This window comes from Yinghuangia aomiensis (assembly GCF_039542225.1).
GTDB lineage: Bacteria > Actinomycetota > Actinomycetes > Streptomycetales > Streptomycetaceae > Yinghuangia > Yinghuangia aomiensis.
This window is the reverse complement of record NZ_BAABHS010000002.1, coordinates 183,307-197,614: the sequence shown is the minus strand read 5'-3', so window position 1 is coordinate 197,614 and position 14,308 is coordinate 183,307. Positions and strand designations below refer to the sequence as shown.

Annotated in this window: 15 protein-coding genes and 1 tRNA gene; 5 read left to right on the top strand and 11 right to left on the bottom strand. The window is 70.4% G+C overall.

Annotated features, from left to right (window positions below):
- Nucleotides 1-127 precede the first annotated feature (127 nt).
- Nucleotides 128-199, bottom strand: a tRNA-Gln gene (locus tag ABEA93_RS03330).
- A 21-nt stretch (nt 200-220) separates the two neighbouring features.
- Nucleotides 221-907 carry a hypothetical protein gene (locus ABEA93_RS03325; protein WP_345673715.1) on the bottom strand — a complete coding sequence of 229 codons (687 nt, stop codon included), beginning with the start codon at nt 905-907 and terminating at the stop codon, nt 221-223.
- Nucleotides 908-1,168: 261 nt separating this feature from the next.
- Here ABEA93_RS03325 and ABEA93_RS03320 point away from each other — a divergent pair, with 261 nt between their 5' ends.
- Together ABEA93_RS03320 and ABEA93_RS03315 are read left to right on the top strand one after the other, a co-directional pair.
- On the top strand, nt 1,169-2,131 hold the full coding sequence (locus ABEA93_RS03320; RefSeq protein ID WP_345673714.1) for an acyl-CoA desaturase: 963 nt from the start codon (nt 1,169-1,171) through the stop codon (nt 2,129-2,131).
- 7 nt (nt 2,132-2,138) lie between these two features.
- Nucleotides 2,139-2,807: a TetR family transcriptional regulator gene (locus ABEA93_RS03315; protein ID WP_345673713.1), complete on the top strand. Its 669-nt coding sequence runs from the start codon at nt 2,139-2,141 to the stop codon at nt 2,805-2,807.
- Between the two features lie 112 nt (nt 2,808-2,919).
- Here ABEA93_RS03315 and ABEA93_RS03310 read toward each other — a convergent pair whose 3' ends face one another.
- The 3 genes from ABEA93_RS03310 to ABEA93_RS03300 all read right to left on the bottom strand — a co-directional run bounded on the left by ABEA93_RS03310 (nt 2,920) and on the right by ABEA93_RS03300 (nt 5,077).
- Complete coding sequence (locus ABEA93_RS03310; protein ID WP_345673712.1) at nt 2,920-3,855, bottom strand: ADP-ribosylglycohydrolase family protein; 936 nt, start codon at nt 3,853-3,855, stop codon at nt 2,920-2,922.
- An 82-nt stretch (nt 3,856-3,937) separates the two neighbouring features.
- Nucleotides 3,938-4,297 carry a VOC family protein gene (locus tag ABEA93_RS03305; protein ID WP_345673711.1) on the bottom strand — a complete coding sequence of 120 codons (360 nt, stop codon included), beginning with the start codon at nt 4,295-4,297 and terminating at the stop codon, nt 3,938-3,940.
- A 3-nt stretch (nt 4,298-4,300) separates the two neighbouring features.
- Entirely contained in the window at nt 4,301-5,077 is a 777-nt protein-coding gene (locus tag ABEA93_RS03300) for a trans-aconitate 2-methyltransferase (protein ID WP_345673710.1), read from the bottom strand.
- A gap of 112 nt (nt 5,078-5,189) precedes the next feature.
- Between ABEA93_RS03300 and ABEA93_RS03295 the strand changes: the two genes are divergently transcribed.
- The gene (locus ABEA93_RS03295; protein WP_345673709.1) at nt 5,190-5,693 is read left to right on the top strand and encodes a MarR family winged helix-turn-helix transcriptional regulator; all 504 of its coding nucleotides are present in this window, start codon (nt 5,190-5,192) and stop codon (nt 5,691-5,693) included.
- 165 nt (nt 5,694-5,858) lie between these two features.
- On the top strand, nt 5,859-6,719 hold the full coding sequence (locus tag ABEA93_RS03290) for an SGNH/GDSL hydrolase family protein (RefSeq protein WP_345673708.1): 861 nt from the start codon (nt 5,859-5,861) through the stop codon (nt 6,717-6,719).
- A 110-nt stretch (nt 6,720-6,829) separates the two neighbouring features.
- Here ABEA93_RS03290 and gdhA read toward each other — a convergent pair whose 3' ends face one another.
- From gdhA to ABEA93_RS03275, 3 genes are all read right to left on the bottom strand, one after another.
- The gene (gdhA, locus tag ABEA93_RS03285) at nt 6,830-8,164 is read right to left on the bottom strand and encodes an NADP-specific glutamate dehydrogenase (RefSeq protein WP_345673914.1); all 1,335 of its coding nucleotides are present in this window, start codon (nt 8,162-8,164) and stop codon (nt 6,830-6,832) included.
- Between the two features lie 200 nt (nt 8,165-8,364).
- A complete protein-coding gene (locus ABEA93_RS03280) occupies nt 8,365-9,672 on the bottom strand; it encodes a cytochrome P450 family protein (RefSeq protein WP_345673707.1) in 1,308 nt (435 codons plus the stop codon).
- Nucleotides 9,665-9,979: an SCO4848 family membrane protein gene (locus tag ABEA93_RS03275; RefSeq protein WP_345673706.1), complete on the bottom strand. Its 315-nt coding sequence runs from the start codon at nt 9,977-9,979 to the stop codon at nt 9,665-9,667. The genes ABEA93_RS03280 and ABEA93_RS03275 overlap by 8 nt, the downstream gene beginning before the upstream one ends.
- A gap of 130 nt (nt 9,980-10,109) precedes the next feature.
- On the opposite strand from ABEA93_RS03275, the gene ABEA93_RS03270 reads away from it, so the two are divergent.
- Complete coding sequence (locus ABEA93_RS03270; RefSeq protein WP_345673705.1) at nt 10,110-11,345, top strand: D-alanyl-D-alanine carboxypeptidase family protein; 1,236 nt, start codon at nt 10,110-10,112, stop codon at nt 11,343-11,345.
- A gap of 49 nt (nt 11,346-11,394) precedes the next feature.
- On the opposite strand, the gene ABEA93_RS03265 is transcribed toward ABEA93_RS03270, so the two are convergent.
- The 3 genes from ABEA93_RS03265 to trpS all read right to left on the bottom strand — a co-directional run bounded on the left by ABEA93_RS03265 (nt 11,395) and on the right by trpS (nt 14,018).
- Nucleotides 11,395-12,366 carry a YihY/virulence factor BrkB family protein gene (locus ABEA93_RS03265; RefSeq protein ID WP_345673704.1) on the bottom strand — a complete coding sequence of 324 codons (972 nt, stop codon included), beginning with the start codon at nt 12,364-12,366 and terminating at the stop codon, nt 11,395-11,397.
- 93 nt (nt 12,367-12,459) lie between these two features.
- The gene (locus ABEA93_RS03260) at nt 12,460-12,972 is read right to left on the bottom strand and encodes a 2'-5' RNA ligase family protein (RefSeq protein ID WP_345673703.1); all 513 of its coding nucleotides are present in this window, start codon (nt 12,970-12,972) and stop codon (nt 12,460-12,462) included.
- Between the two features lie 26 nt (nt 12,973-12,998).
- Nucleotides 12,999-14,018, bottom strand: coding sequence for a tryptophan--tRNA ligase (gene trpS, locus ABEA93_RS03255; RefSeq protein ID WP_345673702.1), 1,020 nt, complete (start codon nt 14,016-14,018; stop codon nt 12,999-13,001).
- Nucleotides 14,019-14,308: the final 290 nt, after the last annotated feature.

The following is a 14,308-nucleotide window of genomic DNA, read 5'->3' as shown; positions in this document are numbered from 1 at the left end:
CGGCAGCCCGAACACGCCGCGAAGAACCGGACACGTACGAGGATACCGGTGCACCCCGGAGGCCCCGCCACCCGGGATGCGCGGCGAGGATGAACCCGGGATGACCGGGACCATTCGAACTCAAGAGCTCCGCTGCCAGGACTCGAACCTGAACTAGATCATCCAAAGTGACCTGTGCTGCCGATTACACCACAGCGGACCACATTTCGGACATTTGCCTCTAGTTACCCAGAGGCTCCGCCCGTGTCGCCTCTACTATGCCAGTCCACCAGCCCTCGATGCGCTGATATACCTGCGCTCCCTTCTTCACACGCACGATGAGGCAGCCCTTGTAGCCGTCGCCGGTGTTGTACCGGACGGTCTTCGGGTTGTGCTTCTTGAGCACCGGCGTCATGAAGTCCGCGGCGTCGATACCGATCAGCGCCGCCCAGTAGTGCTGCGCGCCGGCGACGTCGGCCGTCTCGTGGATCGACACGCGAAACGAACAGTCGGCGGGCACGATGCCGAGCATGCGCAGCCAGGCCATGAACACCGTGATCACGCCCGGATCGCTGTTGATGAACACGACGTTCTCGCTGCGGCGCCATGGCTTGCTCTTGGTCCCTTCGGCCCAGTACAGCGCCACCCCGGCAACCAGCAGGTCCCGTTCCGTGAACGGCTCGATCTCACTCTGGGCCACGTCCCGGTTCCGAGCCCGCGTCCGATCGAGGTTCGCGTTCCGTACTCCGCGCATCATGTCCATGTGCCGCTTCAGATCCTCGGGCGACCTCCGCGGTCGCGGCAGGTCACGCACCCACAGCGACACCGAGCTTTTGGACACCCCGAGCTCCAGTGCGATGTCGTCGTAGGTCTTGCCCTGGAGGCGCAGCGCGCGGGCTCGGGCCTGGTCGTCGGTCTTGGCTTTCATGGGCATGAGCCTGGTCCGGGCACCCCGTCGCCGTCTCGAACTCATGTTTGGTTCACCCATTTGGCGGCCGCTCTGAGCTGCGCGCATTGATGGCGCGCAATAAACCCTTTGACGGAAGGTCTTCTCAGTTACCGCGCTTCGGGTGCCATACTGACCACAACTTACGGACCCGTAAGTTACGCGTCCGTATGCCCTGACCTGCCCTGCAGGCCCTGCCCAAGACCCTGCTATGCCCCCGTCTCCGACGTGCGAGGGAGTCCCATGACACCGCCGTCCGGCACCGCCGTGCTCGAAACCGAGACCCCGACGCCGGCCCCCATAAGGGGAACCCTGGGCGGGGAGCGCAAGAACTGGGCCGAGCAGTTCGCGCTGGCCCTGTTCATCGGTATTCCGTTTGCCGCACTCGTCGCGGCGGTCCCGTTCGCGTGGGGGTGGGGCCTCTCGTGGCTCGACGTCGCGCTGGTCGTGGTGATGTACGCGATCACCGGCCACGGAATCACCATCGGCTTCCACCGCTACTTCACGCACGGCTCGTTCAAGGCCAACCGCGGCGTGCGGGTCGCGCTCGGCATCGCCGGGAACATGGCCGTGCAGGGACCGCTGGTCCGCTGGGTCGCCGACCACCGCAAGCACCACAAGTTCTCCGACCAGGACGGCGACCCGCATTCGCCGTGGAAGTACGGCCCGGGCGTGCGCTCGCTGGCCAAGGGCCTGTGGTGGTCGCACATGGGCTGGCTGTTCGACGTCGAGCAGACCGACCAGCACAAGTACGCGCCCGACCTGCTGAAGGACCGCGACCTGGTGCGCATTTCGCGGCAGTTCCCGTTCTGGGTCGCGGTGTCGCTGCTGGCCCCGGCCGCGCTGGGCGGGCTGATCAGCTGGTCGTGGCAGGGCGCGCTGAGCGCGTTCTTCTGGGCGGGCCTGGTCCGGGTCGGCCTGCTGCACCACGTGACGTGGTCGATCAACTCGATCTGCCACGCGGTCGGCAAGCAGCCGTTCCGCTCCCGGGACAAGTCGGGGAACGTGTGGTGGCTGGCGATCCCGTCGATGGGCGAGTCCTGGCACAACCTGCACCACGCGGACCAGACCGCGGCCCGGCACGGCGTGCTGCGCGGCCAGCTGGACTCCAGCGCGCGGATCATCCGCTGGATGGAGAAGCTCGGCTGGGTCCGGGACGTGCGTTGGCCGGACCGTGCGCGGATCGATGCCAAGCGCGCGGCATGATGGAGCGATGACCGAGAGCAGCAGACGCGGCGGTTCGCCGCGGGGCGGCGGTCGGGTCCGCATGACCGGCAAGGAACGGCGCGAGCAGCTGATCGACATCGGTCGGACGCTTTTCGCCGAGCGCGGGTTCGACGCGACGAGTGTGGAGGAGATCGCCGCCAAGGCGGGCGTGTCCAAGCCGGTGGTGTACGAGCATTTCGGCGGCAAGGAGGGTCTGTACGCGGTCGTGGTCGACCGGGAGATGCGGATCCTCCTCGACGGGGTGACGAGTGCGCTGACCGGCGGGCACCCGCGGGAGTTGCTCGAGCAGGCGGCCTTCGGGCTGCTGGACTACATCGAGCATTCGACCGACGGATTCCAGATCCTGGTGCGGGATTCGCCGGTGGCCCAGTCGACGGGCACCTTCGCGTCGCTCATCAGCGACATCGCGTCGCAGGTCGAGCACATCCTGGGACTGGAGTTCGCGTCGCGCGGCTACGACCCGCATCTGGCGCCGATGTACGCGCAGATGCTGGTCGGCATGGTGGCGCTGACCGGGCAGTGGTGGCTGGACGTGCGTTCTCCGGCGAAGTCGGAGGTCGCGGCGCATCTGGTGAACCTGGCGTGGAACGGCCTGTCGGGGCTCGAGCAGAACCCCCGGCTGGTGACCCGGCGCAAGCACGACCGACCCGAGTAGGCCCGAGCAGGCATGCGCCTGCCCGGGCCTCACCCGTCGTCAGCCGTCTTCAGCCGTCCTTGCCGTCCGCGCTGCCCTGGCTGCCCTGGCTGCCCTGGCTGCCGGTGCTTTCCTACGGGGCGTGCGTGCCGCGTCCGCGGCTGCCGGTGTCGACCCAGTCGGGCAGCGCTTCGGTCGCCGCGAGCCAGGCGTCCGGGACCGCGCCGAGCCCGGTGCGGCACGCCACGACACCGCCGGTGATCGCGCAGGTCGTGTCGATGTCGCCCTGCCCGGACGCGGTGGTCCAGAGCGCGTCGACCAGGTCGTCCTGGTGCCAGGCCGCGGTCCACAGCGCGAAAGGCACGGTGTCCGGGCAGGAGATCCGCTGCCCGCTGCCGAGCACCGTGACCGCGAGCCGGACGGAGCTGCCCTCGGGCAGCTCGGCCGCTTTGCGCAGGCCGCCGCGCACTTCGCTGTACGGCGTGCGGTCGGCGACGGCGGTCAGGAACTCCCCCGGAGCCGGCGCCGGTGCGTCGCGGCCGGTGGTGGCGAGGGCCGCCGCCACGGCGACGGCAATCGCTCCCGCGGCGGCTTCCGGGTGCGCGTGGCTCGCTTCGGCGCTGCGCTCGGCTTGGTCGGCGACGACGTCGAGGTCGTCGGCGAACCACGCCCCCAGCGGCGCGACGCGCATCGCGGAGCCGTTGCCCCAGGAGCCCATCCCCTCGAATTGCGCGGCGGTCACCTCGCGCCAGTCGGCGCCTTCGTGGATGGCCCGCAGGACGCCGTGCATGGAGGGGCCGTAGCCGCGGTTGGGGTCGGCCATGTAGGCACCCGCGAAGTGGTCGGCCAGGGCGTCCTGGTCGACGTGCCCGTGCAGGTGGAGGATGCGGACGACGGAGAGCGCCATGGCGGTGTCGTCGGTCCAGTACCAGGGGCTTTCGTCGGGCGTGACGCGGTTGTGGAGTTGCTCGTCGCGTTCGTTGCCGCGGCGGAAGAACCAGCGTTGTCCGAAGGAGTCTCCGAGGGCGAGGCCGCGCAACGAAGCGGCGGCGTTGTGGATGCGGTCCATCCGTTCATCCTCCCGGCGCGCCCCTGCCCCGGGCCAGCGAATTGGCCCGGGGCAGGGGCTGACGGGGCAGCGGATGCGGGGGCTACCGGCCCGCGACCATCTCCAGGCGGTTGCCGTGCCCGTCCTCGGTGTGGAAGCGCCGGATGCCGGGGACTTCGTCGCTCCAGCGCACCGGGGCGCCCGCCTCCGCGAGCCGGGCGGCCAGCACGTCGATGTCCGCGACGAGCAGCGCCGGGTGGGCTTTCCGCGCGGGCCGGAAGTCCTCTTCGACGCCGACGTGGATCTGCACGGACCCGGCGGCGAACCAGCATCCGCCGCGGACCGCGAGCGCGGGCGGCTTCGGGACTTCGGCCATGCCCAGGACGCCGGCGTAGAAGGCGCGGGCGGTGTCTTCGCCGCCGCGCGGGATGGCGAGCTGCACGTGGTCGATGGCGTCGAACACCGGTCAGGCCCCCTCGCGGACCGCGACCGCGAAGATCCGGCGGAACTTCAGGACCGTGCCGTAGGGCCGCGCGGGGTAGGCGGCGGCGACCAAGGCCGCGTACTCGGCGAGGAATTCCTCCTGCTCCGCGGCGTCCAGCGCGGCCAGGACCGGACGGAGGGCCGTGCCCTTGGTCCATTCGAAGACCGGGTTGTCGCCGGGCAGGACGTGCCGGTAGACCGTTTCCCACGCGTCGACGCGGAAGCCGGGCCGGGCGAGCGCGTCGAGGTAGGTGTCGGCGTCGGGCACCGGCGGGCGCAGCAGGGGCACGCCGTCGAGCCGGTCCTTCCAGCGTGCGGAGGCGGCGAGTTCGCCAAGGAGGACGTGCGGCGTGTCGGTGAAGTTGCCGGGCACCTGGACGGCGAAGGCGCCGCCGGGCGTGAGCGCGTCGGTCCAGGCGGGCAGCCGGGAGAGGTGGTCGGGCAGCCAGTGCAGGGCGGCGTTCGTGACGATGACGTCGAACGGTTCGCCGGGCAGCCAGTCGGTGAGGTCCGCGAGGGCGAAGTCCAGGCGGCCGGGGAGGGTGAGCGGGTCCGCGGCGGCGATCATCTCCGGCGAATTGTCGAGCCCGGTGATGTGCGCGCCCGGCCAGTGCGCGGCCAGTTCGGCGGTCAGGTTGCCCGGGCCGCAGCCGAGGTCGGCGACCCGGCGCGGATCGGCGGTCGGAATCCGGACGAGCAGATCGTGGAACGGGCGGGCCCGTTCGTCGGCGAAAGCGAGGTACTGCTGCGGGTCCCACATGGCGGCCTCCCGTAGATCAAAAGTATCTCGACATCAAGATACTATCGCGATCTTGCGTGTTTGTCTTGACATCAAGAGGCTCGGCGTCGAAACACTCGCTAGAATGGCGACCATGAAGGACGAGGTCGACCGACTCATCGAAGCGTGGCAGCGCGAGCGCCCCGACCTCGATGTCGAGCCGCTGGAGGTGCTGAGCCGCGTCACCCGGCTGGCCCGCCACCTCGACCGCGCCCGCCGCCTCGCCTTCGCCGCGCGCGACCTCGAGCCGTGGGAATTCGACGTGCTGTCGGCGCTGCGCCGCACCGGCGCGCCGTACCAGCTCTCCCCCGGCCAGCTGCTCACCCAGACCCTGGTCACCTCCGGCACCATGACCAACCGTATCGACCGCCTGGCCGCGAAGGGCTTGGTGCTGCGGCAGCCCGACCCGGGCGACCGGCGCGGCGTGCTCGTCCGGCTGACCGACGACGGCCGCGACCGGGTGGACGCCGCGATGGCCGAGCTGCTGGAGCACGAACGGGACATCCTCGCCGGCCTCGACCGGCAGCAGCGCACCGCGCTCGCCGACCTGCTGCGCTCGGTCGTCGCGCCGTTCGACAACCACGCCGCGCAGCACTAGGCCGCGTCCAGAGGCAACTCCGCGCCGGTTCGGCCGCGTTCAGAGCCCTTGCGGTCAGTCCCGGACAACCTTTTGCCCCCGGAATTCTGTTGCGGATCCGGTCCGGGCGCCCAAGATGGGCGCCACGCGACCGCCGCACGGCGGTCCCTCGCGGGAGGGATCACATTGCGCACCAGACGCATCCGACCAGGAGCACTCCTCGCCGCACTCCTCAGCGCCGTCCTGTTCGCCGCGGGCGGCGCCGTCGCTTCGGCGTCCGCGGCGACGCCGAAGACCACCTACTACGTGTCGCTGGGCGACTCCCTCGCCAAGGGCTACATGCCGGGGATGGGCGACACCGACCAGGGCTACACCGACCGCCTGTTCACCGCACTGAAGGCCAAGGACCCGAGCCTGCAGCACGTCAAGCTGGGCTGCAGCGGAGCGACCACCACGACGCTGCTGAACGGCGGCGGCGCGTGCACCTACCCGGAAGGGACGCAACTCGCCGCCGCGGAACGGTTCCTGCGCGCGCACCGTGGCCAAGTCCGGTACCTCACACTGGACATCGGCGCCAACGACGTGGCGCGTTGCGCGTCGGCGACGGGCATCGACATGACGTGCGCGTCGGCCAGCCTGCACACGGTCGGGGACAACCTCGCGAAGATCCTGCCGCGCCTGCGCACCGCGGGCGGGCCGAAGGTGCAGTACGCGGGGATGACGTACTACGACCCGTTCCTCGCCGCATGGCTGACCGGCTCGCAAGGCCAGCAGCTCGCGCAACTTTCGGTATTCGTGCAGGAGTTGCTGAACGGCATCATCAGCTTCGGCTTGCGCTGGCACGACTTCGCGGTGGCGGATGCCGCAACCGCTTTCTCCACACGGTCGTTCACGCCGACGGTTCCGTTGCCGGGCGTCGGCGAGGTGCCGTTGAACGTGGCGCGCATTTGCCAGTGGACGTTCATGTGCCTCAAGCACGACATCCATGCGAATCCGACGGGATATCAGGTGCTCGCGGATATGTTTGCCGCGGTCTTGAAGCGGTAGGCGGCTGTTCCGGGCCCACACACGGACGGGCTCCGCGAGCGATTGCCCGCGGAGCCCGTCTGCTTGCCCGAAGGGGTGATTCTTCGTACTGCCGTGGAACTGTTCGGGCGTCAGATGATGCCCTGTTCCAGCATGGCGTCCGCGACGCGCTCGAAGCCGGCGATGTTGGCGCCCACGACATAGTCGCCCGGGTGGCCGTAACGCTCCGCCGTCTGCCAGCAGGTGTCGTGGATGTCCCGCATGATGCCCGCGAGTTCGGCTTCCACGGTGGCGAACGGCCAGGTCTCGCGGCCGGCGTTCTGCCGCATCTCCAGCGCGCTGGTCGCCACCCCGCCGGCGTTGGCGGCCTTGCCGGGACCGAACGCCACCTTGGCCTCGTTGAGCAGGTGGGTGGCCTCGGGCGTGGTGGGCATGTTGGCGCCCTCGGAGACCGCCTTGACGCCGTTGCGGATCAGGACGCGTGCGGCGGCCTCGTCGAGTTCGTTCTGCGTCGCGGACGGAAGCGCGACATCCGCGGGAACGTCCCACACACTGCCGCCGGGCACGAAGCGCGCGGACCCGCCGCGGCGGGTCGCGTACTCGGCAATGCGGCCGCGCTCGACCTCCTTGATCTGCTTGAGCAGCGCGAGGTCGATCCCCTTCTCGTCGACGATGTAGCCGGACGAATCGGACGCGGTGAGCACATGCGCACCGAGCGCCTGGGCCTTCTCGATGGAGTAGATCGCGACGTTGCCGGAACCGGAGACCACGACCTGCTGGCCTTCCAGCCCTTCGCCGCGCTGCTCCAGCATGGCCTGCGTGAACAGCACGTTGCCGTAGCCGGTGGCCTCCGGACGGGCCGCGGAGCCGCCCCAGCCCGGGCCCTTGCCGGTGAGGACGCCGGCTTCCCAGCGGTTGGTGATCCGCCGGTACTGACCGAACAGGTAGCCGATCTCGCGGCCGCCGACGCCGATGTCGCCGGCCGGGACGTCGGTGTGCTCGCCCAGGTGCCGGTACAGCTCCGTCATGAACGACTGGCAGAAGCGCATGACTTCGGCGTCCGAACGGCCGTGCGGGTCGAAGTCGCTGCCGCCCTTGCCGCCGCCGATGCCCAGACCGGTGAGGGCGTTCTTGAAGATCTGTTCGAAGCCCAGGAACTTGACGATGCCGAGATTGACCGACGGGTGGAAGCGCAGCCCGCCCTTGTACGGGCCGAGCGCGCTGTTGAATTCGATGCGGAAGCCGCGGTTCACCCGGATGGCGCCGGAGTCGTCCGTCCACGGGACTCGGAAGATGATCTGCCTTTCCGGTTCCACGAGGCGTTCGACGACGCGCGCGTCGGCGAACTCCGGGCGTGCGGCGAGGATCGGCCCCAGGGAGTCGAGGACCTCGTGCACGGCCTGGTGGAATTCCGGCTCACCCGGGTTGCGGCGCAAAATTTCGTCGTACAAGCGAATTCCCTTCATCGTCAAGGCAAATCACCCCTGCTGACCAATTATCCCGGCAAAGTGTTGTGTGCCTTCCATGCGGCGGGGTAGACAAGTTCCCGACGGCGCAGGGGGAGGCGCCGGGGTATCCGTACCGGGGAAGTGCGGATGCGGGGAGGGGCGGTGGGCCCGCCGGTTCTCGGGGAGCCGGCGGCCCAGCCGACGGCCCGGCGGCCCCGTCACGGGGCCGCCGGCCGGACTCCGGCCGGTTCCGGTGCGGACCGTCCGGACCCCGGTTCCGGGGTGAACCGGACCGGGAGGCGTTGCAGGCCGCGCATGATGAGGCCGCCGCGCCAGCGCAGTTCGCCGGGGGGCTCGGCGAGTTCCAGATCGGGCAGGCGGCGCAGCAGCGTGGTGATCGCGATCTGGCCTTCGAGCCGGGCGAGCGGCGCCCCGATGCAGTAGTGGATCCCGTGGCCGAACGCGAGGTGCTGGTTGTCGGCGCGTTCCAGGTCGAGTGTGTCGGCGTCCGGGAAGCGGCGGCCGTCCCGGTCGGCGGACGCCAGCACCACGAGGACGGGCTCGCCCGCGGGGACGACCACCCCGCCGATGGGGGTGTCGACGGTGGTGAAGCGCCAGGTGGCGAGTTCGACGGGTCCGTCGTAGCGGAGCAGTTCCTCGACGGCCGGGCCGATGCGGGTTTCCGGGTCGACGGTGAGGCGGGCGCGGGCGTCGGGGTGGGTGAGGAGCGTCCGGAGGCCGTTGCCGATGAGGTTGACGGTGGTCTCGAACCCGGCGAACAGCAGGATGAAGGCCATTGCCGCGGCTTCGTCCTCGGTGAGGTGCTCGCCGTGGTCGCTCGCCCGGATGAGCCCGGAGATGAGGTCGTCGCCGAGGTCGCCGCGCTTGCGGTGGATGAGGTCCTTGAGGTAGCCGCGCATGTGCCGGACGGCGCGCGCCACTCCCCCGCGCGGGCCCGAGCCGTGCCGGATCATCATCCCGGCCCAGGTGCGGAAGTCGTCCTGGTCGGCGGCCGGGACGCCGAGGAGGTCGCAGACCGCGTAGATGGGCAGCGGGAACGCGAAGTCGTGGATGAGGTCGGCTTCGCCGCCGGCCGCGAAGCCGTCGATGAGCCGGTCGGTGAGTTCCTGGACGCGGGGCCGGAAGTCCTCGGCCCGGCGCGGCGTGAAGGCTTTGGAGACCAGCCGCCGCAGCCGCGTGTGGTCGGGCGGGTCCAGGTTGAGCAGGTGCGCGCCGATGCCGGACCGCTGCTCGCCGGGCACGCCGACCTTGCCCTGCTTCCACGCCTGTTCCGAGTGGCGCGGGTTCTTGCTGAGCCGGGTGTCGGCGAGCGCCTGCCGGGCGTCGGCGTAGCGGGTGACCAGCCAGGCTTCGACGCCGCTGGGCAGGGTGGTGCGGTGGACGGGTGCGTGCGCGCGGAGGTGGGCGTAGGCCGGGTAGGGGTCGGCGACGAACTCGCGGGTGAACAGCCCCGGCCCGTCGACGGGGCAGCCGGCGGCCGCGGTGTCCGCGGCGGCCTCAGCCACGCGCCCCGGCACGGGCCTCGGCGGCGGCGTCGGACGGCGCGGGCCCGTCGGCCGGCGCCGGCGCGGCGGTGCCGTCGGCACGGTTGGCACGGTTGGCGCGCACGCCCTTGAGGCCGATCCAGCCGATGGCGTTGCCCGCGGCGAAGGACACCGCGGTCAGGGCGAGGTGGACGAGGAAGAACGCGGTGGGGCCGTCGTTCCAGGAGCGGTCATCGGCCCAGATGTTCCGCAGGAAGTTCGGCCAGAGGAACCAGGTCCAGATGCCGAACAGGAGGAGGAAGGCGGAGGTGGCGCGGCCGATCCGCATGAGGTGCACCTGTTCGTTCGGGGGCTTTCGGGACGCCGGCTGGTCCGTTCGGTCACAGTCGCGTCCTGAACAAGTATGCGGCGCGTATCGGACACTTCCGCAGCCGGGTCGCGCCATTACGCTCATCTTCATGTCATACAGGTCTGGACCGGTGGCGCAGCGGGCCGCCATAGGCGCGGTGGCCGCCGCGTGCTTCCTCGGGGGAACACCTGTCGCCTCCGCGGCACCTGCGCCGCACAAGAACGCTCCGTCACCGACAACCTCGGCCGAACCCGAACCGCCCGGCAATATGTCCGGTTTGGGGGGAAGCCGTCTGGCGCAGCCCGGAGTCCAGGTCGACTTGCCGCCGGGCGGCGCCCCGCCGCCGGCCATAGAGGCGTATTCGTGGCTGGTCGCCGATATGACGAGCGGTCAGATCCTGGCCGCGAAGAACGTGCACTGGCAGCTCGCCCCGGCGAGCACGCTCAAGATGCTGTTCGCGGACACCGTGCTGCCCAAGCTCGACAAGAACACGGTGCACACCGTCGCCCCCCAGGAGCTGGAGGGCATGGGCGACGGCAGCAGCAAGGTCGGTGTGAAGGAGAACCTCGCCTACTCCGTGCACGACCTGTGGAACGGGGTCTTCCTGCAGTCCGGCAACGACGCCGTGCACGTGCTGTGCGCGATGAACGGCGGCGTCGAGACCACCGTCGCGCAGATGAACGAGCGGGCCAAGTCGCTCCAGGCCAACGACACCCACGTGATGTCGCCGGACGGCTACGACATGCCCGGACAGGTGTCGTCCGCCTACGACCTCGCGCTGTTCGCCCGCGAAGGCATGAAGAACGCGGACTTCCGCAGTTACGCGTCGACCAAGGACTCGCAGTTCCCGGGCAAGGACAACACCACGTTCGGGATACAGAACACCAACACGATGCTCGGCAGCTATCCCGGGATGATCGGCGTCAAGAACGGCTACACCACGAACGCGCAGAACACCTTCGTGGGCGCGGCGACGCACGACGGCCGGACGCTGCTGGTCAGCATCATGCACGTGGCCGGCAAGGGGAAGACGTACGAGCAGACCAAGCAGCTGCTCGACTGGGGCTTCGGCAACGCCGCCGGGGTCAAACCGGTCGGCAGCCTCGTCGACCCGGTCGGCGGCTCGTCCGGTTCCCCCAGCGCCTCGGAGAGCAAGAAGACCGCACAGGCCGCGGCCGCCCCGGCGGCGGCGGCGGACGGCTCGGGCGGCAGCGTGGACTGGGCGCTCTGGGCCGGCGTCGGCATCCCCGCGGTCCTGCTGGTCGGCGGCGCGACGATGTTCGTCATCCGCAAGCGCGGCTGGGGACGCACCGAGATCACGTTCGAGGACGACATCCTGCCGTGATCCCGCTCCGGGGCGGCGGCCGCCGGGCCGCCCGCCCCGGGCCGGCGGATCAGTCGCCCGGCCCCTCCGCCTGCGGCGCGCGGCGCGCCGCCTGCGAGTCGGCGCGCCATTCCTTCGGGTCGTCCGCGGCCGCCGGGTCGGCCTGCCGGTCGGCGTCGGCCGGATCGCCGGCGTCCTTCCCGTGCCTCGCGGTCGCCGTCCACGCCGCGCAGAACAGCAGCAGGCGGGTCACGAAGTAGATCCACAGCAGGAGCGCGACGGGCACACCGAAGGCGCCGTACATGCTCTTGCTCGCGACCCCGGAGATGTAGGCCGCGACCAGCACCTTGAGGACTTCGAAGCCGATCGCGCCGATCAGCGCCCCCAGGAACGCGGTGCGGCGCGGCATCGACAGCCGCGGCATCCCGACCAGCAGGTAGAGGAACAGCAGCAGGCTCGCGAAGACCGCGACGGCGAACGCCGCGATCTGCAGCAGCACCCGCCCCACCGGCTGGTCGCTCAGACCGATCGAGTCGGAGATCCGGCCGATGACGCTGGTCGCGAAGGCGGACGCGCCCACCGACACCGCCATCGCCAGGCCGAGGCCGACGAGCGTTCCGGTGTCCTTGAGCTTGGTGGTCACCGTCGCCTTGACGCCCTCGGGCTTCGGCTCGTCCTCGAACCACATCTTGCGGATCGCCGGCCGCAGCGCCTCGACCCAGCCCAGCCCCGAGACCAGCAGCAGTACCGCACCGATCGCGCCGACCGCGCCTGCGTTGTTCACCAGCGCGTTGAGGTCGATCTTGTCGGCGATGCCGGGGATCTGGTCGGAGATCTTGTCCTGCAGCTCGGTCACCCGTCCCGGGCTCAGCGCGGCGGCGACCACCGCGGCGGCCAGGGCGATAAGCGGGAACAGCGACAGGAAGCCGTAGAAGGTGACCGCGGCGGACGCGAAGTTGCCGTCGCGGTCGGTATAGCGGGCATAGGACTCCATGGTCCGCCCGATGACCGGCAGGGAACTCAGCTTCTCCTTGATCGCCACGCACCTCGTGTGCCCTGAAACCCGCACACCCACACGCGCGCCGGCGCACCCCTGCCCCGGAGCACCGGGCATGCGGGCAGGAGACGGGCCGGGTCAGCCGCCGAACGGGAACGCCCGGACCGGCCGCCACACCCCGTCGGCGCCGTGCTCGTACAGGCTGAACCCGCGCACGTCGAAGGCCGCCTCGTAGCCCGCCAGCTCGGCGAAGGCGCGGTCCAGCACGTCGTCCGGCAGATGGTGCGCGACGGTCACGTGCGGGTGGTACGGGAAACCAAGCCCCCGCAGCAGCGGCCCCGACCGCACCTCCTGCTCCAGCCGCTCGCAGTCCGTGATGCCGAGCGCGACCTGCACGAACACCACCGGCGACGTCGGCCGGAAGGTGCCCGTGCCGCGCAGCATCATCCGGAACGTCCGCTCCGCGTCCGCGACGCGAGTCAGGTGCGCCTCGACCTCCGGCATCGCGTCGTCGGCGATCTCGGTCGGCGGCAGCAGCGTCACGTGCGTCGGGATCGCCCGCGCCAGCGGGTCGCCGAAACCCGCCCGGAGGTCCTGGAGCGCGCTGCCCCAGGGCTCCGGGATCGCGATGGAGACGCCGATCGTGCGCATGTGCCGTGCTTCCGCCGCCTCTGCTCTCAGGCCCCGGCGAGCGGCGGCAGGAAACCGACCTTGTCGTACGCCGTGGCCAGCGTCACCGACGCCACCTCACGGGCCTTCGCGGCGCCCTTCGCGAGCGTCCGGTCCAGCTCCGCCGGGTCGTCGTGGAACTCGTGGAACCGTTGCTGGAACGGGGTGACGAAGTCGACGAGGACCTCGGCCACCTCCTTCTTGAAGTCGCCGTACATCCGCCCGGCGAAACGCTCTTCCAGCTCGGCGACCGGCGTGCCGGAGATCGCCGAGTGGATCGCCAGCAGGTTGCTGACGCCCGGCTTCTCCTTCTCGTCGAACCGCACCTCGGTGCCGGTGTCGGTCACCGCGCTCTTGATCTTCTTCGCGGTCTGGCTCGGCGGGTCGAGGAGGTTGACGATGCCCTTGGGCGACGACGCCGACTTGCTCATCTTGACCGTCGGGTCCTGCAAGTCGTAGATCTTCGCGGTCTCCTTGACGATGTACGCCTCGGGAACCGTGAACGTGTCGCCGAACCGCGAGTTGAAGCGCTGCGCGAGGTCGCGGGTCAGCTCGACGTGCTGGCGCTGGTCCTCGCCGACCGGCACCGCGTTCGCCTGGTATACGAGGATGTCCGCGACCTGGAGGATCGGGTACGTGAACAGCCCCACGCTGGCCGAGTCCGAGCCCTGCTTCGCGGACTTGTCCTTGAACTGCGTCATGCGCGACGCCTCGCCGAACCCGGTGAGGCAGTTCATCACCCAGGCGAGCTGCGCGTGCTCGGGCACATGGCTCTGCACGAACAGTGCGCACCGGTCCGGGTCGAGGCCCGCGGCGAGCAGCTGGGCAGCGGAGACGCGGGTGTTGGCGCGCAGCTCGGCCGGGTCCTGCGGCACGGTGATCGCGTGCAGGTCCACGACCATGTAGAACGCGTCGTTGGCATCCTGGAGCGCAACGTACTGGCGCACCGCGCCCAGGTAGTTGCCCAGATGGAACGAGCCTGCGGTGGGCTGGATGCCGGACAGCACACGGGGACGCGTCGAGACCATGCGGCCATTCTCGCAGGCTCCGCGAGCCGCCCGGTCCCGGGGCGCACGGGGGCGCGTGGCGGCGCCGCAACGATGCGCCGTCGCGTTCCCCGGGGGTGCAACGAAGGCGCGGCGGCGCGCAACGATCGCGCATTTACCCGGTCGCGCGCCGCCGCCTAGGCTTTCCTCGGCCGATACGGAATGTCGCGGGCCGGGCATCGAGAGTGACAAGAGTGCCACCGCGTGCCGAAGAGCACGCCGGGGGCACTCGCCGCGACCACGGCCACCCGGGAGAACGCGAGAAGGGGAGA

Coding starts and splice junctions, on each gene's coding strand:
- ABEA93_RS03325 (WP_345673715.1), bottom strand. CDS start 907: ATGAAAGCCAAGACCGACGACCAGGCCCGAGCCCGCGCGCTGCGCCTC.
- ABEA93_RS03320 (WP_345673714.1), top strand. CDS start 1,169: ATGACACCGCCGTCCGGCACCGCCGTGCTCGAAACCGAGACCCCGACG.
- ABEA93_RS03315 (WP_345673713.1), top strand. CDS start 2,139: ATGACCGAGAGCAGCAGACGCGGCGGTTCGCCGCGGGGCGGCGGTCGG.
- ABEA93_RS03310 (WP_345673712.1), bottom strand. CDS start 3,855: ATGGACCGCATCCACAACGCCGCCGCTTCGTTGCGCGGCCTCGCCCTC.
- ABEA93_RS03300 (WP_345673710.1), bottom strand. CDS start 5,077: ATGTGGGACCCGCAGCAGTACCTCGCTTTCGCCGACGAACGGGCCCGC.
- ABEA93_RS03295 (WP_345673709.1), top strand. CDS start 5,190: ATGAAGGACGAGGTCGACCGACTCATCGAAGCGTGGCAGCGCGAGCGC.
- gdhA (WP_345673914.1), bottom strand. CDS start 8,164: ATGAAGGGAATTCGCTTGTACGACGAAATTTTGCGCCGCAACCCGGGT.
- ABEA93_RS03275 (WP_345673706.1), bottom strand. CDS start 9,979: ATGCGGATCGGCCGCGCCACCTCCGCCTTCCTCCTCCTGTTCGGCATC.
- ABEA93_RS03270 (WP_345673705.1), top strand. CDS start 10,110: ATGTCATACAGGTCTGGACCGGTGGCGCAGCGGGCCGCCATAGGCGCG.
- ABEA93_RS03260 (WP_345673703.1), bottom strand. CDS start 12,972: ATGCGCACGATCGGCGTCTCCATCGCGATCCCGGAGCCCTGGGGCAGC.
- trpS (WP_345673702.1), bottom strand. CDS start 14,018: ATGGTCTCGACGCGTCCCCGTGTGCTGTCCGGCATCCAGCCCACCGCA.